We start from the raw sequence: 20,149 nt of genomic DNA on the forward strand, positions 1-20,149 counted from the left end.
TCCGCGAATTAGTAAGAACGCACTTTCGGCGGGAACGCCGGACGCAGTTTCGGCTCCATATTCACGCTGCGGCGTGTCATGGAATCGCTCTGCGGCAGATACAGGGTGTGGCACAGCCAGTTCTCATCATCACGATCCGGATAGTCGAAACGGCTGTGGGCACCACGGCTTTCGGTACGGAAGTTGGCGGATACGGCAGTGGCGTAAGCCGTTGCCATCAGGTTGTCCAGCTCCAGGCACTCCATACGCTGGGTATTAAACTCGCTGGAGGTATCATCCAGACGGGCATTATTCAGACGCTCGCGGATCTCCTTGAGCTGCTCCAGCCCTTTCGCCATGGCATCCCCTTCGCGGAATACCGAGAAGTTATGCTGCATACACTCCTGCAGTGCTTTGCGGATCCGTACCGGATCTTCACCACTGCGGGTGTTGTTCCAGCGGTTAAGGCGATCCAGGGAGCCTTCGATATCGGATTCGCTGGCATCACGCAGCGCACCCTGCTCGGCAATGGATTCCTGCAAGTGCAGGCCCGCCGCACGGCCAAAGACCACCAGGTCGAGCAGTGAGTTACCGCCCAGACGGTTAGCCCCGTGTACCGATACGCAGGCAATTTCGCCCACCGCAAACAGCCCCGGAATCACCACATCTTCGCCTTTTTCGTTCACGGTCAGCGCCTGGCCGGTTACTTTGGTCGGAATACCGCCCATCATGTAGTGGCAGGTCGGGATAACCGGAATAGGCTCTTTTACCGGATCCACGTGGGCAAAGGTACGGGACAGCTCAAGAATGCCCGGCAGGCGGGATTCGAGCACTTCTTTACCCAGGTGGTCCAGTTTCAGCTTGGCGTGCGGGCCCCACGGACCATCACAGCCACGGCCTTCACGGATTTCAATCATAATTGAGCGGGCAACCACGTCGCGGCCCGCCAGATCTTTGGCGTTCGGCGCATAACGCTCCATAAAGCGCTCGCCGTGCTTGTTCAGCAGGTAGCCGCCTTCACCACGGCAACCTTCGGTTACCAGCACCCCTGCCCCGGCAATACCGGTGGGGTGGAACTGCCACATTTCCATATCCTGCAGCGGTACACCGGCACGCAGGGCCATACCGACACCGTCACCGGTGTTGATGTGGGCGTTAGTGGTGGACTGGTAAATACGGCCGGCACCGCCGGTCGCCAGGACCGTTGCCCGGGCTTTGAAGTAGACCACTTCACCGGTTTCAAGGCACAGCGCCGTACAACCCACGACTGCGCCGTCCTGGTTTTTCACCAGATCCAGGGCATACCACTCAGAGAAGATAGTGGTGTGGTTTTTCAGGTTCTGCTGGTACAGGGTGTGCAGCAGCGCGTGACCGGTACGGTCTGCCGCCGCTGCGGTGCGTGCCGCCTGCTCGCCGCCGAAGTTCTTCGACTGGCCACCAAACGGACGCTGGTAAATACGGCCATCATCCAGACGGGAGAACGGCAGACCCATATGTTCCAGCTCAAGAATCGCTTCCGGGCCGGTCTTACACATATATTCAATGGCGTCCTGGTCACCGATATAGTCGGAGCCTTTCACCGTATCGTACATGTGCCACTGCCAGTCATCTTCGTGGGTATTACCCAGCGCAACGGTAATACCGCCCTGGGCAGACACGGTATGAGAACGGGTCGGGAAGACTTTGGAGAGCAGCGCACAAGTCTGGCCACTCTGGGAAATTTGCAGCGCGGCGCGCATACCTGCACCACCGGCGCCAATCACTACTGCATCAAACTCTCTGACAGGAAGATTCATTACACACCCCATACCACGACAAATCCATAAATCACATAAACCAGCAGCGCCACAACAATCGCCAGCTGTAACACCAGGCGAATCGCAAGCGGTTTAATGTAGTCCGTTAACACCTGCCACATACCGATCCACGCATGGATCAGCACGCTGAACAGCGCCAGCAGGGTGAATACCTTGGTAAAAGCAGAGGAGAAAAAGCCGGTCCAGATTTCCCACGTCAGCTCGCCGCTGATAGCAAAAAATCCTACCAGGTAGACGATATACAGGGCCAGTACGATGGCAGAAGCACGGACCAGCAAATAGTCATGTACGCCATTACGACCCAGTGCAGATGCGTTGCTTACCATACGAGAACTCCTGCAAGAAGTGAAAGCACGACGGTCACCCCAAAAGACATCACCGCGGAACGCTTACCCGCTTCCAGTGTTTCTTCGAGATAGCCAAAGTCCATCAGCATGTGGCGAACGCCAACCACGACGTGATACGCCAGGGCCGTCAGGATGCCCCAGATGATGAACTTAACAATGAAACTTCCCATAATTGAGGATGCCACCAGGAACCCTTCCGGGGAGGAGAGGGATGTCCCCAGCAACCATAACAGGATCCCGATCGCCACAAAGGTGATCACGCCGGATACACGATGGAGGATGGAGGCAATAGCGGTGACGGGAAACCTGATTGTCTTTAAATCAAGATTCACAGGTCGTTGTTTCTTCACGTCTTTTATCATGAATAGCGCCCACATGCTGTTCTTATTATTCCTTCCTCCGGGTCTGCAGGCGGGTCAGACAGCGTTTTTCTATAACTCTGCGTCATGTAAAACACACTGCTTCCAGGTGTGAAAAATGGCAGGTTATTACGCTGGTGGCTCGCGGTTGCAAGGTATTCCGGAGACCTGGCGGCAGTATAGGCCGTTCACAAAATTATTACAATTAACACACAAATACTTTGCCAGCTTTTGGTAAGAACAGTGATACAGATCACGAACACAACTTTTTATTAATCTTAAATCATTTGATTTGACAAAGATTAAACATTTTTATTACATACATCACCTAAAAGGCCGTATAATGCGCAAAAGTTATAGGGTCACTCTGTTACCTGAATATTAGTTATGTAACAGTGTTGCACTATTGACCTGAGTCGTCTGGACAGTTAATAGTGGTACACCGTACTGAAATAATGGACTGCTAACATCCTGATTTGCTGCTGTTTCGCTATGGTCCGGGTCGTTATTTATACTCTGCTCATCGCTCTGTACCCTGCCTTACTCTTCAACAGAGCCGGTGCGCCATATAACACTTTGATAACTAGCCCCTGACACTTATGCAAATCCGGACGCCGCGGTCCCCAGCGAAAATGGCGCTAAGGAGATAGTAAATGGCTGATAAAAAAGCAACCGTCACCTGCCCGGGTGAAACAGCTGTCGAACTGGACGTGCTAAAAGGCACGCTTGGTCAGGATGTCATCGACATTCGCAGTCTTGGATCTCATGGGGTATTTACATTCGACCCTGGTTTTACCTCTACAGCATCGTGCGAGTCCAAAATCACCTTTATTGATGGTGACGAAGGCATCCTGTTACACCGCGGCTTCCCTATCGATCAACTGGCTACTCACTCATCCTATCTCGAAGTCAGCTATATCCTGCTTTACGGGGAAAAACCCACCCCGCAGGAATTTGAAGAATTCAAAACCACGGTCACCCGCCACACCATGATCCATGAGCAGATCACCCGTCTGTTCCATGGTTTCCGCCGCGACTCTCACCCGATGGCGGTACTGTGCGGGGTCACCGGTGCGCTGGCCGCCTTCTACCACGACTCCCTGGACGTGAATAACCCGCGTCACCGGGAAATTGCTGCCTTCCGTCTGCTGTCCAAAATGCCGACAGTGGCCGCCATGTGTTACAAGTATTCTCTCGGCCAGCCGTTTGTTTACCCGCGTAATAACCTCTCATATGCCGGTAACTTCCTGCATATGATGTTCTCGACCCCGTGTGAAGAGTATGTGGTGAACCCGGTACTGGAGCGCGCTATGGACCGCATCCTGATCCTGCATGCGGACCACGAGCAGAACGCCTCAACCTCTACCGTGCGTACGGCGGGCTCCTCCGGCGCTAACCCGTTTGCCTGTATTGCCGCGGGGATCGCCTCCCTGTGGGGACCGGCCCACGGTGGCGCTAACGAAGCCTGCCTGAAGATGCTTGAAGAGATTAACCGCAAAGAGCACATTCCGGAGTTCCTGCGCCGCGCGAAAGACAAAAACGACTCTTTCCGCCTGATGGGCTTTGGTCACCGGGTTTATAAAAACTACGATCCGCGCGCCACCGTGATGCGTGAAACCTGCCACGAAGTGCTTAAAGAGCTGGGCATGAAGGATGATCTGCTGGAAGTGGCCATGGAGCTTGAGCATATTGCCCTGCACGACCCGTACTTCATTGAGCGTAAACTGTACCCGAACGTGGATTTCTACTCCGGTATCATCCTGAAAGCGATGGGGATCCCCTCTTCCATGTTCACGGTTATCTTTGCCATGGCCCGTACCGTAGGCTGGATAGCCCACTGGAACGAAATGCACGACGACGGCATTAAAATTGCCCGTCCGCGCCAGCTGTATACCGGTTACACCCGGCGCGACTTCACCTCAAACCTGGACAAATAACCCCGCCAGGAGCACCAGTAAAAACGGCCAGCATTGCTGGCCGTTTGTTTAAGATTTTCGCACCACCGGCTGGCAGTGCGGGCAAAACCAGAACGGCCTGCCGGACAACACGGTTTTAATAATCCCCGTGCCGCAACGCTCGCAGGGCTCCCCTTCCCGCTGAAATACCCGAAAGCGAAACAGCGCACCGTGGTGGTAATTTTCATCCACCTGCCCCCGGGTCTGATAAGAGAGCCGCGCCACACTCAGGCAGGCATCCGCCAGGGCCGTCACCTGAGCATCGTCCAGATCCCGCACTGCATCCAGCCCGCTGACCTGCGCCTGCCAGAGGATCTCGGCCCGCAAATAGTTGCCCAGCCCGGCAAGGAATTTCTGATCCAGCAACAGGCTGCCCAGTTGACGGCGGCAAAAACGGGGCGACATCAGCCGCTCACGCACCGCCTGCACGGTCAGGGTGCTGTTCAGCACATCCGGGCCTGCCTTGCTCAGAAACGGGTGGCGGGTAACCGTATCACTGTTGAGCATTTCGATATCCGACGCGCTGTACAGCAAAATGGCGCTGGTGGCCGTCTCCAGCCGCACCCGCAGGCTGCGGGCGCTGTCGGCTTCGCTTCCGGGCGTGCTCACCCGCCATACCCCGTACAGCTGATTATGGCTGTAAAGGATAAGCCCCCCGGAAAAGTGGGTCAGCAGGGCTTTACCGTGGGTTTCAAAACGGACAATCGTCTGCCCCACCAGCTGCGGGGCGTAACGTTCCAGTTCGGGGAAGGCAAACCAGACCCGGGTTAATGGCTGGTGTTGTACCGCTGCCGCCAGCATATCGGCGGCGCGGCGTATTTCTGGTCCTTCAGGCATACTCTGCTACTTAACCTTAACCGGCTCCTGTAAGTGCCAGGCTATCTGGCGGATAAATAACTCCTGCTCATGGCGCGCTTTCAGCGCCTCTTCATGGGTACAGGGGATAAAGTGAATCGGCTCCCCGAGCCGCACCTGCGCCAGATGGTACAGATCCGCCTCAATCACCACCGCAATGCGCGGATACCCGCCGGTGGTCTGGGCATCGTTCATCAGCACGATCGGCTGGCCGTTGTGGGGCACCTGCACCACGCCGGGCAACAGCCCGTGGGAATAGAGCTCCCGGCGGGTTTCCCGCGCCAGCACTGGCCCCTGCAGGCGGTAGCCCATGCGGTTACTTTGCGGGCTGATATGCCAGGGCAGGCGCCAGAAATCCTCCTGCGAAACCTTGCTGAACTCCTGATACTCCGGCCCGGCCAGCGCCCGGATCCGGTTTCCCCACAGCAGCTGCTTCACCCCGCGGGACTCCATAAAATGCTGACCACCGTCACGCACGGGCAGCTTATCGCCGTCTTTCAGCAGACGCCCCTGAAAGCCGCCAAAACCGGCTTTCAGATCGGTACTGGCGGAGCCCATCACCCGGGGAACATCAAGCCCCCCGGCCACCGCCAGATAACTGCGCATCCCGTGGCGGGGGGTTTTAAGCACCAGCTGCTGGCCACGTTTGTAAGGCAGCCGCCAGCCGGTCCAGACGGCGCGGCCATCAATGCGCGCATCGCAACCAGCCCCGGTCAGGGCAAACCAGCCGTCCTGGTTAAACTCAATCACCACCTGGCCCAGGGTTATCTCCAGGGCCGGGGCGTTTTCATCATTGCCCACCAGCAGGTTAGCAATCCGCAGGGCAGGCAGATCCAGCGCCCCGCTGCGGCTGACCCCCATCCCCCGGCTGCCGATGCGCCCGGCATCCTGTACTGAGGTGTGCACCCCGGCACGAATAATCGTCAGCATACCCCCTCCTTCTGGGGCACAAAACGCACCCTGTCCCCCGGTTGCAGTAAACCTGCCGGTGTGTTGTGGATATCAAACAACCGCACGGAAGTCTGGCCAATCAGTTGCCATCCTCCCGGGGTTTCCAGCGGGTAAATACCGGTCTGGCTGCCGCCAATGCCGACGCTTCCGGCCGGAACCACCAGCCGCGGCTCTGCCCGGCGCGGGGTCTCAAGCGCCCGGGGCATTCCGCCAAGATACGGGAACCCGGGCTGAAAGCCGATAAAGCAGACAAAATAATCCGCGCTGGCGTGCAGCTCAACCACCTGACGGGGTGATAACCCGCAGTGGCGGGAGACCTCGTTCAGATCCGGCCCGGCCGCACCGCCGTAGATAACCGGAATATCAATCTGACGTGGGGTGGGCTCCAGTGCGTCGCTCTCTTCCCACCAGCGCTGAATGCGCTCAATGGCATCCAGCGCGCGGTTTTGCGGATCCGCCAGTACCACGGTGACATTATTCATGCCCGGGATCACATCCAGGATACCGGGCACCTCCGCAAGCCTTGCCTTCAGCCCCCAGATTTTTTTCTGGCTCTCAAGCGTGACCGGTGGCTCCAGCTCCAGAACAACCGCGCTCTCGCCTAATAAATAGCAGCGTGCTCGTTGCAAGATGTCCCTCCTTCAGATCTCAGGCCGGATTCGGAATATCAACAAAAGTGACATCCAGATCAGTGTGCGCATTCAGCCACTCGCCCAGGGCGCGGATCCCCCCGCGCTCCGTGGCGTGGTGACCGGCGGCAAAGAAGTGCAGCCCCTGCTCACGGGCTGAATGGATAGTCTGTTCGGAAACTTCGCCGGTAATGAAGGCATCCACCCCGTAGCGGGCGGCGCTGTCAATAAACCCCTGGCCGCCCCCGGTGCACCAGGCCACCCGGCGGATAGTGTCCGGCCCGGTATCCCCACACCACAATGGCTTGCGGCCAAGGCGGGTTTCAATCCACGAGGCCAGCTCCGGCCCCGGCACCGCCATGGCGAGCTCCCCCCAGGGCACCAGCGGCTCGATCTCGCCTTTTATCTCAATACCGAGTAAATGCGCCAGCTGCGCGTTATTGCCCAGTTGCGGATGCGCATCCAGCGGTAAGTGCCAGCCATACAGATTAATATCGTTTTCCAGCAGCGCTTTCAGGCGCTGGCGTTTCATGCCGCGGATCTGCGGCGCTTCATTTTTCCAGAAATACCCGTGGTGGACGATAATCGCATCGGCGTTGCGCTGGATAGCTTCATCAATCAGTGCCTGGCAGGCCGTAACGCCGGTAATAATTTTGCTTACCGACGACCGCCCCTCAACCTGCAAGCCGTTGGGGGCGTAATCATTAAACGCCGCGCTGTTAAGTTGCGTATTAATCAGGGTTTCCAGTTCGATATTATTCATTCTTCCTCTCTATTGGCTGGCGCGTCGCGCTATAACATAACCCTCGCCGGTCCGGCCGTCGATATTAACCGGCACGCCAGAGCCCGACATGTTAAGTGTAGCCAGTCCGTTACTGATACAAAAAAACCGCCGACAGCTCACACTGCGGCGGTTTTTATCCGGCATACCGGCAATCAGTAAAAATCGCAGGCGGCCTGTTCAGCCTGCTCCATCCATACCGGTTTATCCCCGGTTTTCGCCCACACCCGGTGCAGGTAACTGTAAAAGCGGGCCCGGTCTTTCCAGAACAGCATCACCGGCAGCGCGGCAATGCCGACAGTCAGCGCGAATGCACGGCGCAGCAGGATATGTAATGCAGAATAACGTTTATAGGTGGTGGTGGTCATTGTCTTCTCCCCTCGCGACCCGCGTGATTCCGGAGGCTACCAGCCTGAAACGAACCTGGCGGGTGATACATCGTGGCGCAAGGCGCCATAACGGTAAGTGTTTTATCTGGTCAAAATATTACCGCTTTTTCTGAAATTTTACTACTCATCCGACCACTAAAGCGCACTTTTTTTAATACCGGTCACCTTATTCTGTAATTTTGTTACCACAAGGTTAACTTAATACTAATCAATAGTTAATTTGTGGGATTTTATTTTTATACTTTTTTTATATTCCCGGCCCCTATTTTTGCAACATCTTTGCGCGCCAGCGGCGAGGATCAAGTTATCCAGACCATATTATTCGGGGTGAACTGTGAATACTGGCATCATAATCGGCGTCATCGTGGTGTTCCTGTTACTGGGCTACCTGCTGTACGCCCTGCTCAACGCGGAGGATTTCTGATGATCTCCGCAACCGCACTGTTACTGATCAGTTATCTGGCGCTACTGCTGGCCCTGGCCAAACCGCTGGGCAGCCTGCTGGCCCGCCAGATAGAGGGCATACCGCTGCCGGGCACCGCCTGGCTGGAGCGCCCGCTACTGCGCCTGGTGGGGGCAGACAACCGCGAAATGGACTGGCGTCAGTATCTGCTGGCCATTGTGCTGTTTAACCTGCTGGGGCTGGTGGTGCTGTTTACCCTCCTGACCAGCCAGGCAAGCCTGCCGCTTAACCCCCAGCATTTTCCGGGGCTGAGCTGGGATCTGGCCCTTAATACCGCCATCAGCTTTGTCACCAACACCAACTGGCAGGCTTACGCCGGGGAAAGCACCCTCAGCTACTTCAGCCAGATGGCCGGGCTGACGGTGCAGAACTTCCTGTCGGCGGCCACCGGGATAGCGGTAGCCTACGCCTTAATCCGCGCCTTTACCCGCCAGTCGGTCACCACCCTCGGGAACGCCTGGAGCGATCTGCTGCGTATTACCCTGTGGATCCTGCTGCCGCTCTCGCTGATCATCGCCCTGTTTTTTATCCAGCAGGGGGTCATTCAGAATGTTCAGCCCTATACCCCTGCGCTCAGCCTTGAGGGGGTGAACATGCTGCTGCCCGGCGGGCCGGTCGCCTCCCAGGAGGCGATAAAACTGCTGGGGACCAACGGCGGCGGCTTCTTTAATGCCAACTCCGCCCACCCGTTTGAGAACCCCACCGTGCTGACCAACGCCGTGCAGATGCTGGCTATCTTTTTGATCCCCGCCGCCCTGTGCTTTGCCTTTGGTGACGTGTGTGGCGACCCGCGCCAGGGGCGGGCCATTCTCTGGACCATGGGGCTGATTTTCGCCGTTTGTGTGGTGCTGGTGGTGTGGGCTGAATGGCGCGGCAACCCCCACTTTCTGACCCTGGGCGCAGACAGCAGCGTCAATATGGAGGGTAAAGAGAGCCGCTTTGGCATTCTTGTCAGCAGCCTGTTTGCGGTGATAACCACCGCCGCCTCCTGTGGGGCGGTCAATGCCATGCACGACGCCTTTACCGCGCCGGGCGGCATGATCCCCCTGTGGCTGATGCAGATTGGCGAGGTGGTCTTCGGCGGTGTCGGGAGCGGGCTGTACGGCATGATGCTGTTTATCATGCTGGCGGTGTTTATTGCCGGGCTGATGATTGGCCGCACCCCGGAGTATCTGGGCAAAAAAATCGATGTCCGCGAAATGAAAATGACCGCCCTGGCGATTCTGGTCACCCCCACACTGGTATTAGCCGGTACAGCGCTGGCAATGATGACCGGCGCCGGGCCCGGGGCCATGCTCAACCCGGGCCCCCACGGGTTTAGTGAAGTGCTGTATGCGGTCTCCTCCGCAGCCAACAACAACGGCAGCGCCTTTGCCGGGCTCAGTGCGAATACCCCCCTCTGGAACCTGCTGCTGGCCCTGTGCATGCTGCTGGGCCGTTTTGCCGTGATTGCCCCAGTGCTGGCTATTGCCGGCAGCATGGTGACCAAACGCACCCAGCCCACCTCTGCCGGTACATTGCCGACCCACGGGCCGCTCTTTATCGGTCTGCTGATCGGCACCATTTTGCTGGTTGGCGCCCTGACATTTATCCCTGCCCTCGCCCTTGGCCCGGTGGCGGAATATCTGGTTCACCGTTAAGTTCTCAGAGGATGCTATGAGTCGTAAATCCGTCAATCTGTTCGAGCCCGCCCTGGTCAGACAGGCGTTGATAAGCGCGGTGAAAAAGCTGAACCCCGCCACCCAGTGGCGCAACCCGGTCATGTTTATTGTCTGGTGCGGCAGCCTGCTGACCAGCCTGCTGGCCCTTGCCATGCTGGTGCGCCTCCTTCCCGGCAGCGCCGGGTTTAGCGGCATCATCAGCCTGTGGTTATGGTTTACCGTGCTGTTTGCCAACTACGCCGAAGCCCTGGCCGAAGGGCGCAGCAAGGCCCAGGCCAGCAGCCTGAAAGGGGTGCAGAAAACCAGCCGGGCCCGCAAGCTGCGCGCCCCCCGGCACGATGCCCAAATGGACCATGTCCCGGCGGCAGAGCTGCGTAAAGACGATATAGTGCTGGTGGAGGCCGGCGATATTATCCCCTGTGACGGCGAGGTCATTGAAGGGGGGGCCTCCGTAGACGAGAGCGCCATCACCGGCGAATCCGCCCCGGTTATCCGCGAGTCCGGCGGGGATTTCGCCTCCGTGACCGGGGGCACCCGGATCCTCTCAGACTGGCTGGTTATCCGCTGTAGCGCCGATCCGGGGGACACCTTCCTGGACCGGATGATAGCCATGGTCGAGGGGGCTAAACGCCGCAAAACCCCCAATGAGGTCGCCCTGACCATCCTGCTTATCGCCCTGACGATTGTCTTTCTGCTGGCTACCGCCACCCTGTGGCCGTTTACCGCCTGGACCGGCCACCCGGTGAGCATTACGGTGCTGGTAGCGCTACTGGTTTGCCTGATCCCCACCACCATCGGGGGGCTGCTCTCTGCCATTGGCGTGGCCGGAATGAGCCGTATGCTGGGGGCCAATGTTATCGCCACCAGCGGGCGCGCCGTAGAGGCGGCCGGTGATGTGGATGTCCTGCTGCTGGATAAAACCGGCACCATTACGCTGGGTAACCGCCAGGCGTCCCACTTTCTGCCTGCGCCCGGTGTCAGCGAACGGGATCTGGCCGACGCCGCGCAACTGGCATCCCTGGCAGACGAAACCCCCGAAGGGCGCAGTATCGTTATCCTGGCCAAACAGCGTTTTGCCCTGCGCGAGCGGGATATTCAGAGCCTGAAGGCCACATTTGTGCCCTTTACCGCCAGCACCAGGATGAGCGGGATAAACCTCGGTGAGCGGATGATCCGCAAAGGCTCGGTTGATGCCATCCGCCGCCATATTGCGGCCAATGGTGGTCACTTTCCGCCCGGGGTCGAAAGCGATGTTGACGCAGTAGCCCGCAAAGGCGGCACCCCGCTGGTGGTTGCCGAAGGCGGCCAGGTGCTGGGCACGATTGCCCTGAAAGATATTGTTAAAGGCGGCATTAAAGAGCGCTTTGCCCAGCTACGCCAGATGGGCATCAAAACCGTGATGATCACCGGCGATAACCGGCTCACCGCCGCGGCCATCGCCGCAGAAGCCGGGGTGGATGATTTTCTCTCTGAGGCCACCCCGGAGGCGAAACTGGCGCTGATCCGCCAGTACCAGTCCGCCGGGCGCCTGGTGGCAATGACCGGGGACGGCACCAACGACGCTCCGGCCCTGGCCCAGGCAGACGTCGCCGTGGCGATGAACTCCGGCACACAGGCGGCCAAAGAGGCGGGCAACATGGTGGATCTGGACTCAAACCCCACCAAGCTGATTGAAGTGGTCCACATCGGCAAGCAGATGCTGATGACCCGGGGCTCCCTGACCACCTTCAGTATCGCCAACGATGTGGCCAAATATTTTGCCATTATCCCGGCGGCGTTTGCGGCGACATTTCCGCAGCTCAACGCCCTGAATATCATGCATCTTCACTCTCCGGCCTCGGCGATTCTCAGCGCGGTCATTTTTAATGCGCTGATCATCATCGCCCTGATCCCGCTGGCCCTCAGCGGGGTGAGTTACCGGCCACTCAGCGCCGCCGCCATGCTGCGGCGCAACCTGTGGATCTACGGTCTGGGCGGGCTGATTATTCCCTTTCCCGGTATCAAGATAATTGATCTGATCCTCACGGCCACCGGGCTGGTTTAGGAGTGTTATCAAATGGCTATGTTACGTCCTGCTGTACTATTATTGCTGTTACTGACCCTGTTAACCGGGGGCGTTTACCCGCTGCTTACCACCCTGCTGGGGCAGTGGTGGTTTGCGGATCAGGCGTCAGGCTCTCTGATAAGAACACAGGGGCAGATTCGCGGCTCCCTGTTGCTTGGCCAGGCATTTACCCGGGCGGAATATTTCCACGGTCGCCCCTGTGTAAACGGGGATTCACCCTGTAACCCGCTCGCCTCCGGCGGGAGCAATCTGGCGGGCAGCAACCCGGCGCTCGATAGCCGTATTGCCGCAGACATCGCCGCCCTGCGGGCCGCGAATCCGCAGGCCAGCCCGCAAGTGCCGCTGGCGCTGGTCACCACCTCTGCCAGCGGGCTGGATCCGGATATCACCCCGGCGGCGGCCCACTGGCAGGTGGCGCGCATCGCCCGGGCCCGGCAACTCCCCCCGGAGGTGATAACCCGGCTGATCGCACGTTTTACCCGCACACCGCTGCTGGCGTTTACCGGCCAGCCGGTGGTAAATGTTGTTCAACTGAATCTGGCGCTGGATGCCCTCCACCACCCGGAATAACAAGGAACAGAGATGACAGGGGAACCCGATCGCCCGGATCCGGACCAGCTGCTACACCAGCTCAGCCGCCCGCCCCGGGGAAAGCTGAAGATCTTTTTTGGCGCCTGTGCCGGGGTGGGGAAAACCTACGCCATGCTCCAGGAGGCCCGGCGCCTGCATCAGCAGGGGCTGAATATTCTGGTGGGGGTGGTGGAAACCCACGGCCGCCAGGAGACCGCCGCCCTGTTAGCCAGCCTGCCATTGTTGCCCCCGCGGCGGCTCCTCCACCGGGGGCGCCGCATTGGCGAGTTCGATCTGGATGGCGCCCTCTCCCGTAACCCGGCGCTGGTGCTGGTTGATGAGCTGGCCCACAGTAACGCCCCGGGCTCCCGGCACCCGAAGCGCTGGCAGGATGTGGAGGAGCTACTGGCGGCGGGGATCGACGTGTTCACCACCGTTAACGTACAGCATCTGGAGAGCCTTAATGACGTGGTGGGCGGCGTGACCGGCGTACAGGTGCGGGAAACCGTGCCGGACCCGATCTTCGACGCCGCCGATGAAGTTGTGCTGGTGGATCTGCCCCCGGACGATCTGCGCCAGCGCCTGCACGAGGGCAAGGTCTATATCTCCGGCCAGGCCGAGCGGGCCATTGAGCACTTTTTCCGCAAGGGCAACCTGATCGCCCTGCGCGAACTGGCGCTGCGGCGCACCGCCGACCGGGTTGATGAGCAAATGCGCGCCTGGCGGGCTGAGCGCGGGCGGGAAAAGGTCTGGCACACCCGGGACGCCATCCTGCTCTGTATTGGCCACACCGGCGATAACGACAAGCTGGTGCGCACCGCCGCCCGGCTGGCCGGGAAACTGGGCAGCGACTGGCACGCAGTCTTTGTGGAGACCCCGCGCTTGCATCAGCTCCCCCCGGCACAGCGGCGGCGCATTCTCAACGCCCTGAGACTGGCCCAGGAGCTGGGGGCCCAGACCGCAACCCTCTCAGATCCCAGCGAGGAAAAGGCGCTGGTGCGCTATGCCCGGGACCACAACCTCGGCAAAATGATTACTGGCCGCCGCACCCTGCACCGCTGGTGGCCGCGCCCCCCGTTTGCCGATCGCCTGGCCCGGCTGGCGCCGGATCTGGACATTATGGTGGTGGCCGTTGACGAAAAAGCCCCCGCAGACCCCCGTAAAACGCCGGATAACCGTCCGTTTGGCGAAAAATGGCGGGTACAGATCCAGGGGTGCCTGGTGGCTGTGGCCCTGTGCGCCCTGATTACGCTGTTCGCCCGCCAGTTTATGATGGGGTTTGACGCCGCCAACCTGGTGATGATCTACCTGCTGGGGGTGGTGGTAGTGGCCCTGTTTTACGGGCGCTGGCCTTCGGTGCTGGCAACCGTGATTAACGTGCTGAGTTTCGATCTGTTCTTTATTGCCCCCCACGGCACCCTCGCCGTGTCGGATGTCCAGTACCTGCTGACATTCAGCGTGATGCTGGTGGTGGGGCTGACCATCGGTAATCTGACTGCCGGGGTGCGCTACCAGGCGCGCATCGCCCGCTACCGGGAGCAGCGCACCCGCCACCTGTATGAAATGTCCCGGGCCCTGGCCACCACCCGCTCAGTGCGGGATATTGCCGCCACCAGCGAGCACTTTCTCGGTAACAGTTTCCGGGCCCGCTGCCAGGTGCTGACCCCGGACGAGCACGGCAAACTCACCGCCCTGACCGCCCCGGACAGCGACCCCTTCTGGGATGATGCCATTGCCCGCTGGAGCTTTGATAAAGGCCTGCCGGCCGGGGCCGGAACCGACACCCTGCCGGGGATGCCCTGGCGGGTTCTTCCCCTGAGCACCCCCAGCCAGACCCTGGGCCTGGTGGTGATTGAGCCGGAGAATCTGCGCCAGCTCATGGTGCCCGAACAGCAGCGCCTGCTGGAGACCTTCACCCTGCTGTGCGCCACCGCCCTGGAGCGCCAGCTGCTGGCCACCAGCGAAGAGCAGGCACGGATCGCCAGCGAGCGGGAGCAGATTCGTAATGCCCTGCTTTCGGCCCTCTCCCACGATCTGCGCACCCCGCTTACGGTGCTGTTCGGCCAGGCCGAGATCCTGACCCTGGACCTGGCCTGTGCCGGCTCACCCCACGCCCGGCAGGCCAGCGAAATTCGCGAATATATTCTCAACACCACCCGGCTGGTGAATAACCTGCTGGATATGGCGCGCATCCAGTCCGGGGGGTTTAACCTGCATAAAGAGTGGCTGACCCTTGAAGAGGTGGTCGGCAGCGCCCTGAAAACCCTGGAGCCGCTGGCGGCCGGGCACCCCGTCACCCTGGATATTCCCGACCCGCTCGCCCTGATCCAGGTCGACGGCCCGCTGTTTGAACGGGTGCTGATCAACCTGCTGGAGAACGCCATCAAATATGCCGGACCCGGCGCACACATTAGCCTTCACGCCCGCTGCCCGCAGGCTATGCTGGAAGTGGACATCCGCGATAACGGCCCCGGAATCCCCTCCGGGCAGGAGCAGACTATTTTTGATAAGTTCGCCCGCGGCAGTAAGGAGTCCGCCATCCCGGGCGTGGGGCTTGGCCTGGCCATTTGCCGGGCGATAATGGATGTGCACGGCGGTACAATTACCGCAGAGAACGCCCCCGAAGGCGGGGCGGTCTTTCATCTCCGGGTGCCCCAGCCCCCGGCCCCGGAACTGGATGAAAATGAGGTTATGTGACCAGCATACTGATTGTTGAAGATGAAAAAGCCATTGTCCGTTTCCTGCGTACCGCGCTGGAGAGCGACGGGCTGCGCGTCTATGACGCCGACACCCTGCAACGGGGGCTGACGGAAGCGGCCACCCGCCAGCCAGCCCTGACCATTCTTGACCTCGGCCTGCCGGACGGCGACGGTATCGATTTTATCCGCGAGGTGCGCCAGTGGTCCCCGATGCCGGTGATTGTGCTCTCTGCCCGCAGCGACGAGCAGGATAAAATTGCCGCCCTGGATGCCGGGGCAGACGACTACCTCAGTAAGCCGTTTGGGATTGGTGAGCTCCAGGCCCGGGTGCGTGTGGCCCTGCGCCGCCAGGCCACCGGCGTTGCCGGACCCACCTTCAGCTTTGGGGATATTCAGGTTGATCTCGCCGCCCACCGTATCACCCGGGGAGAGGCCGATATCCACCTGACCCCGATTGAGTTTCGCCTGCTGGCAGTGCTGCTTAATAACGCCGGAAAAGTGCTGACCCAGCGCCAGTTACTCAACCAGGTCTGGGGGCCAAACGCCGTTGAGCACAGCCACTATTTGCGTATTTATATGGGCCACCTGCGCCAGAAACTGGAGCAGGATCCGGCCCGCCCGCGCCACCTGCTGACAGAAACCGGCATCGGCTATCGTTTTATGCTCTGAGCCGCCGCCGGGTGCCCGGTAATTGGCTTTTCACCTCCGGGGAGTAGAATAACTCCCCTTCTTACTCTTAACGGATGGACAGACACAATGAGCGCCTGGCTACTCTATGCGCTGCTCTCTGCCGCCAGTGCGGCACTGGTGGCGATTTGCGGCAAAATCGGGCTTCAGCATCTGGATGCCAACACCGCCACGGCTGTGCGCGCGGTGGTGATGGCCCTGTTTCTGGTGGGTGTGGTGGTGGTCCAGGGGAAGGTCAGCCTGGTAAGCCAGGTCCTTGCGGATCGCAAGGCGCTGCTGTGGATTGTCTGTAGCGGGGTCGCCGGGGCGCTTTCCTGGCTGTTCTACTTTATGGCGATTAAAGCGGGGCCGGTCTCCCGGGTGGCCCCCATCGACAAGCTGAGCGTGGTGTTTTCCGTGGTGCTGGCGGTTATTTTGTTCGGGGAGAGGCTCTCCCTGGTGGCCGGGGCGGGTGTGGCGCTGATTGCCGCGGGTGCCCTGCTGGTCGCACTGGGCTGAGCCTCAAAGGCGTTGTTAACCGGCCACAGGCTATGCTCAGGGCAAGCGAACCCATGAGATAACGCGCCTCACCGCCACATATAAAGCAAAAAGGAACGCCGGGGCGTTCCTTTTTATTATCCGTCAGTCAGCGCTGCGCTTATCTGGCGTTTTTCAGCACTTCGCTGACAATCTCAACCGCTTCTTTTTCGATCTGCTTACGGTGCTCATCACCGAGGAAGCTCTCGCAGTAAATCTTGTACGCGTCTTCCGTGCCTGACGGACGGGCGGCAAACCAGCCGTTGTCGGTCATCACTTTCAGGCCGCCGATAGAGGCACCGTTACCCGGGGCCGCCGTCAGGCGTGCGGTGATCGGGTCACCGGCCAGGGTGCTGGCGCTGACCATCTCCGGGGAGAGCTTAGACAGCGCCGCTTTCTGTGCAGAGGTGGCAGATGCCTGTAAACGGTTGTAGCTCGGCGCACCGAAACGCGCGGCCAGCTCGTCGTAATGCTGCTGCGGGTTCTTACCGGTCACGGCAGTAATCTCCGCCGCCAGCAGGCACATGATGATGCCGTCTTTATCGGTAGACCACGGGGTGCCATTAAAGCGCAGGAAGGATGCCCCGGCGCTCTCTTCACCACCGAAACCGAAGCTGCCGTCGAACAGGCCGTCCACAAACCATTTAAAGCCCACCGGCACTTCAACCAGCTTACGGCCCAGGTCGTTAACTACCCGGTCAATCATCGCAGAAGAGACCAGGGTTTTGCCCACGGCAACATCACTGCCCCACTGAGGACGATGCCGGAACAGATAGTTGATCGCCACCGCCAGGTAGTGGTTCGGGTTCATCAGCCCCGCCGGGGTGACGATACCGTGACGGTCGTAGTCCGGGTCATTGGCGAAGGCCAGATCGAACTTGTCGCGCAGCGCCAGCAGGCCCGCCATGGCGCACTCGGAAGAGCAGTCCATGCGGATAGCCCCGTCTTTGTCCAGGTGCATAAAGCGGAAGGTCTGATCAACCTGATCGTTTACGATGGTCAGATCCAGCTTGTAGAACTCAGCAATGCGTTTCCAGTATTCAATACCGGAGCCGCCTAACGGATCGACACCCAGTTTCAGCCCGGCTTTCTGGATAGCTTTCATATCCACAATATCCGCCAGACCTTCGATATACGGCTGTACCAGATCCACTTCTTTTACGTGACCACTGGCCAGGGCCTGGGCCAGCGGCAGGCGTTTCACGCCCTTGAGACCATCGGCCAGCAGCGCATTCGCGCGCTCTTCGATAACTTTGGTAACGTTGGTATCCGCAGGCCCACCGTTTGGCGGGTTGTATTTGATACCGCCATCTTCCGGCGGGTTATGGGACGGGGTAATGACGATACCGTCCGCCTGCGGGCCCGCTTTCTGGTTGTGAACCAGAATCGCGTTTGATACGGCAGGGGTCGGCGTAAAGCCGTTATCCTGCTGGACTATCACATCCACACCGTTGGCCGCCAACACTTCCAGTACGGAAATGAAGGCCGGTTCAGAGAGTGCGTGAGTATCCTTTCCCACATAGCACGGGCCGGTAATGCCGTTCTTCGCGCGGTTCTCAGCAATTGCCTGGGCAATAGCCAGAATATGCGGCTCATTAAAGCTGTGGCGCGCTGCGCTGCCGCGGTGCCCGGAGGTGCCAAATTTTACCGCATGCTCCGGGTTAGCAATATCGGGGGCCAGTACATAATACTGAGCGGTCAGTTGAGCGACGTTAATCAGGTCGCTCTGCTGCGCCGGAAGACCGGCACGAGGATGGTTAGCCATTGTCAGTTCCTTTCCATGTTTGACGCGAAAATCAGATAGTGCCGCAGACTTTTTCGATAAGCTCCGCCGGGAACTGCATCGATTGCATGATGTGTTCTACCATCGCGCATTTGCGGCCAGTATTGGTGTTCGTAATTACCCAGTACGGGGTAGCCGGGACCTGTTTAGGTTTGGTCTGGTTACCACTTTTCAACAACGTTTGCGCGTCAGAGGCGAAGTATACGCGTGTCCGACCATGCAATGATTCCGTTGCGGCGCCAAAGGCGCTCTCATCCAGTGAGTAGAGGGTCGTCAGAATTAATAAGAAACGATTAACCGCTTTTTTCTGCTCTGCGTACTCATCAGAGAGTAGCAGTTCCCGCATCGCGCGCACGCGGCCCCGGGCGTTGTTCGCCGGTTTTTCTGCCACAGCAGGCGCAGCAGGTGCTGCTGCGGTGGCGGATTTTACAGGGGCCTGGCTGCCAGATGCGGTCTGTGCAGTAGCGATTTTCAGCATTCGCCGTAAAATGTCGGACGCGCTCTCGCCAATGTGCAGAGTGTGGCTGGCAATATAGCGATACAGCTCGTCATCAACTTCAATCGTTTTCATCTTTATCCGGTGCAATAATCTTTCTGAATACAAGTCGTCAGGGTTTACCCTTCATGCCCAGTTAACGGCCAGGACTCCAGACGCCTGAAATCAGTACCTGGAATTTACGGCATTGACGCCGTCCTGCAAGCCGAAAAATCTGAGAGTGAACGCGCCCCCGACTTCCCGCAATACGAAACCCGGCTGGTCATAATGTTAATTAATCGTTACTATGCCGCCGGACGCTAGAATGCGGAACATAATACCCTAACCTGACCTCAGCCAAAAAAGAACTTTGCCATGAAATTACACGCCCGGGTGCAAAGCGCACAACAAACACAGCAGAATTTACCCGTTGTCCTGATCCACGGCCTGTTTGGCAGCCTGGATAACTTAGGGGTGCTGGCGCGGGACCTGGTTAACGATCATACCGTGATGCAGGTGGATTTACGCAACCACGGCCTGTCGCCGCGCAGCCCGGATATGCACTGGGCCGCGCTGGCCGGGGATATTCTCGACACCATGGACAGTGCCGGGTTTGAGCGGGCCATTCTGATAGGCCACTCCATGGGGGGGAAAACCGCCATGGCCACCACTGCACTGGCGCCTGAGCGCATTGATAAGCTGGTCGCGATTGATATTTCACCGGTGGATTATCATCTGCGCCGTCACGACGATATTTTCGCCGCTATCCGGGCGGTGAGTGCCGCAGGCGTGACCACCCGCCACGATGCGGCGGCGATCATGCGTGAGCATATAAAAGAAGAAGGCGTTATCCAGTTTATTCTCAAGTCCTTTGTCCAGGGCGAGTGGCGCTTTAATGTGCCGGTGCTGTGGGACGCGTATGCCAGTATCGTCGGCTGGGACGATGTGCCCGCCTGGCCACACCCGGCCATGTTTATCTGCGGTGGCGACTCGCCCTATGTAAAACCCGAGTACCGCCCGGCTATTTTACGCCAGTTCCCCCAGGCTCAGGCCCACGTGATAGCCGGTACAGGCCACTGGGTTCATGCTGAAAAACCCGACGCGGTGCTGCGGGTGATCCGCCAGTTTCTCGCCGCCGGGCAGGAATCCGCCTAAAAACTCGCCGACT

Annotated in this window: 19 protein-coding genes; 9 read left to right on the top strand and 10 right to left on the bottom strand. The window is 59.2% G+C overall.

The window, feature by feature from the left end; all coding sequences use genetic code 11:
* Positions 1-8: 8 nt before the first annotated feature.
* Genes sdhA through sdhC form a run of 3 tightly spaced genes read right to left on the bottom strand, consistent with a single transcriptional unit; the run spans position 9 to position 2,520 of the window.
* The gene (gene sdhA, locus EBL_RS12905; RefSeq protein WP_002439308.1) at positions 9-1,775 is read right to left on the bottom strand and encodes a succinate dehydrogenase flavoprotein subunit; all 1,767 of its coding nucleotides are present in this window, start codon (positions 1,773-1,775) and stop codon (positions 9-11) included.
* On the bottom strand, positions 1,775-2,122 hold the full coding sequence (sdhD, locus tag EBL_RS12910; protein WP_002439306.1) for a succinate dehydrogenase membrane anchor subunit: 348 nt from the start codon (positions 2,120-2,122) through the stop codon (positions 1,775-1,777). Before sdhD ends, sdhA begins: the two co-directional genes overlap by 1 nt.
* On the bottom strand, positions 2,116-2,520 hold the full coding sequence (gene sdhC / locus EBL_RS12915; protein ID WP_002439304.1) for a succinate dehydrogenase cytochrome b556 subunit: 405 nt from the start codon (positions 2,518-2,520) through the stop codon (positions 2,116-2,118). The genes sdhD and sdhC overlap by 7 nt, the downstream gene beginning before the upstream one ends.
* Before the next feature lie 635 nt (positions 2,521-3,155).
* Here sdhC and EBL_RS12920 point away from each other — a divergent pair.
* Positions 3,156-4,439 (top strand): citrate synthase, encoded by a 1,284-nt coding sequence (locus EBL_RS12920; RefSeq protein ID WP_002439303.1) that lies wholly within the window; start codon positions 3,156-3,158, stop codon positions 4,437-4,439.
* Between the two features lie 48 nt (positions 4,440-4,487).
* Here the strand turns inward: EBL_RS12920 and nei are convergent, their stop codons facing one another.
* The 5 genes from nei to EBL_RS12945 all read right to left on the bottom strand — a co-directional run bounded on the left by nei (position 4,488) and on the right by EBL_RS12945 (position 8,041).
* Positions 4,488-5,294 (bottom strand): endonuclease VIII, encoded by an 807-nt coding sequence (gene nei, locus EBL_RS12925; protein ID WP_002439301.1) that lies wholly within the window; start codon positions 5,292-5,294, stop codon positions 4,488-4,490.
* Positions 5,295-5,300: 6 nt separating this feature from the next.
* Positions 5,301-6,242 (bottom strand): 5-oxoprolinase subunit PxpC, encoded by a 942-nt coding sequence (gene pxpC, locus EBL_RS12930; protein ID WP_002439300.1) that lies wholly within the window; start codon positions 6,240-6,242, stop codon positions 5,301-5,303.
* The gene (pxpB, locus tag EBL_RS12935; protein ID WP_002439299.1) at positions 6,236-6,892 is read right to left on the bottom strand and encodes a 5-oxoprolinase subunit PxpB; all 657 of its coding nucleotides are present in this window, start codon (positions 6,890-6,892) and stop codon (positions 6,236-6,238) included. The genes pxpC and pxpB overlap by 7 nt, the downstream gene beginning before the upstream one ends.
* 19 nt (positions 6,893-6,911) lie before the next feature.
* Positions 6,912-7,655 (bottom strand): type 2 GTP cyclohydrolase I, encoded by a 744-nt coding sequence (locus EBL_RS12940; RefSeq protein ID WP_002439298.1) that lies wholly within the window; start codon positions 7,653-7,655, stop codon positions 6,912-6,914.
* Between the two features lie 173 nt (positions 7,656-7,828).
* A complete protein-coding gene (locus EBL_RS12945; RefSeq protein ID WP_002439297.1) occupies positions 7,829-8,041 on the bottom strand; it encodes a YbfA family protein in 213 nt (70 codons plus the stop codon).
* Positions 8,042-8,396: 355 nt separating this feature from the next.
* Between EBL_RS12945 and kdpF the strand changes: the two genes are divergently transcribed.
* The 7 genes from kdpF (at position 8,397) to EBL_RS12980 (ending at position 16,705) form a co-directional block, all read left to right on the top strand.
* Positions 8,397-8,486, top strand: a complete 90-nt coding sequence (kdpF, locus tag EBL_RS20345) for a K(+)-transporting ATPase subunit F (protein WP_014716109.1) — start codon at positions 8,397-8,399, stop codon at positions 8,484-8,486.
* A complete protein-coding gene (gene kdpA / locus EBL_RS12955; protein ID WP_002439296.1) occupies positions 8,486-10,165 on the top strand; it encodes a potassium-transporting ATPase subunit KdpA in 1,680 nt (559 codons plus the stop codon). Before kdpF ends, kdpA begins: the two co-directional genes overlap by 1 nt.
* A 16-nt stretch (positions 10,166-10,181) precedes the next feature.
* A complete protein-coding gene (kdpB, locus tag EBL_RS12960) occupies positions 10,182-12,230 on the top strand; it encodes a potassium-transporting ATPase subunit KdpB (RefSeq protein WP_002439295.1) in 2,049 nt (682 codons plus the stop codon).
* 12 nt (positions 12,231-12,242) lie between these two features.
* The gene (kdpC, locus tag EBL_RS12965) at positions 12,243-12,821 is read left to right on the top strand and encodes a potassium-transporting ATPase subunit KdpC (protein ID WP_002439294.1); all 579 of its coding nucleotides are present in this window, start codon (positions 12,243-12,245) and stop codon (positions 12,819-12,821) included.
* A 12-nt stretch (positions 12,822-12,833) separates the two neighbouring features.
* Positions 12,834-15,518 (top strand): two-component system sensor histidine kinase KdpD, encoded by a 2,685-nt coding sequence (gene kdpD, locus EBL_RS12970; RefSeq protein WP_002439293.1) that lies wholly within the window; start codon positions 12,834-12,836, stop codon positions 15,516-15,518.
* Positions 15,515-16,189, top strand: a complete 675-nt coding sequence (gene kdpE, locus EBL_RS12975) for a two-component system response regulator KdpE (RefSeq protein WP_002439290.1) — start codon at positions 15,515-15,517, stop codon at positions 16,187-16,189. Before kdpD ends, kdpE begins: the two co-directional genes overlap by 4 nt.
* Positions 16,190-16,276: 87 nt before the next feature.
* Positions 16,277-16,705, top strand: a complete 429-nt coding sequence (locus EBL_RS12980) for an EamA family transporter (RefSeq protein ID WP_002439288.1) — start codon at positions 16,277-16,279, stop codon at positions 16,703-16,705.
* A 139-nt stretch (positions 16,706-16,844) separates the two neighbouring features.
* Here the strand turns inward: EBL_RS12980 and pgm are convergent, their stop codons facing one another.
* Positions 16,845-18,488, bottom strand: a complete 1,644-nt coding sequence (gene pgm / locus EBL_RS12985; RefSeq protein WP_002439286.1) for a phosphoglucomutase (alpha-D-glucose-1,6-bisphosphate-dependent) — start codon at positions 18,486-18,488, stop codon at positions 16,845-16,847.
* A 31-nt stretch (positions 18,489-18,519) separates the two neighbouring features.
* Positions 18,520-19,077 (bottom strand): replication initiation negative regulator SeqA, encoded by a 558-nt coding sequence (gene seqA / locus EBL_RS12990; RefSeq protein WP_002439284.1) that lies wholly within the window; start codon positions 19,075-19,077, stop codon positions 18,520-18,522.
* A 279-nt stretch (positions 19,078-19,356) separates the two neighbouring features.
* On the opposite strand from seqA, the gene ybfF reads away from it, so the two are divergent.
* The gene (gene ybfF / locus EBL_RS12995; RefSeq protein WP_002439283.1) at positions 19,357-20,136 is read left to right on the top strand and encodes an esterase; all 780 of its coding nucleotides are present in this window, start codon (positions 19,357-19,359) and stop codon (positions 20,134-20,136) included.
* Positions 20,137-20,149: the final 13 nt, after the last annotated feature.

Origin of the sequence: Shimwellia blattae DSM 4481 = NBRC 105725, assembly GCF_000262305.1 — a bacterium.
GTDB lineage: Bacteria > Pseudomonadota > Gammaproteobacteria > Enterobacterales > Enterobacteriaceae > Shimwellia > Shimwellia blattae.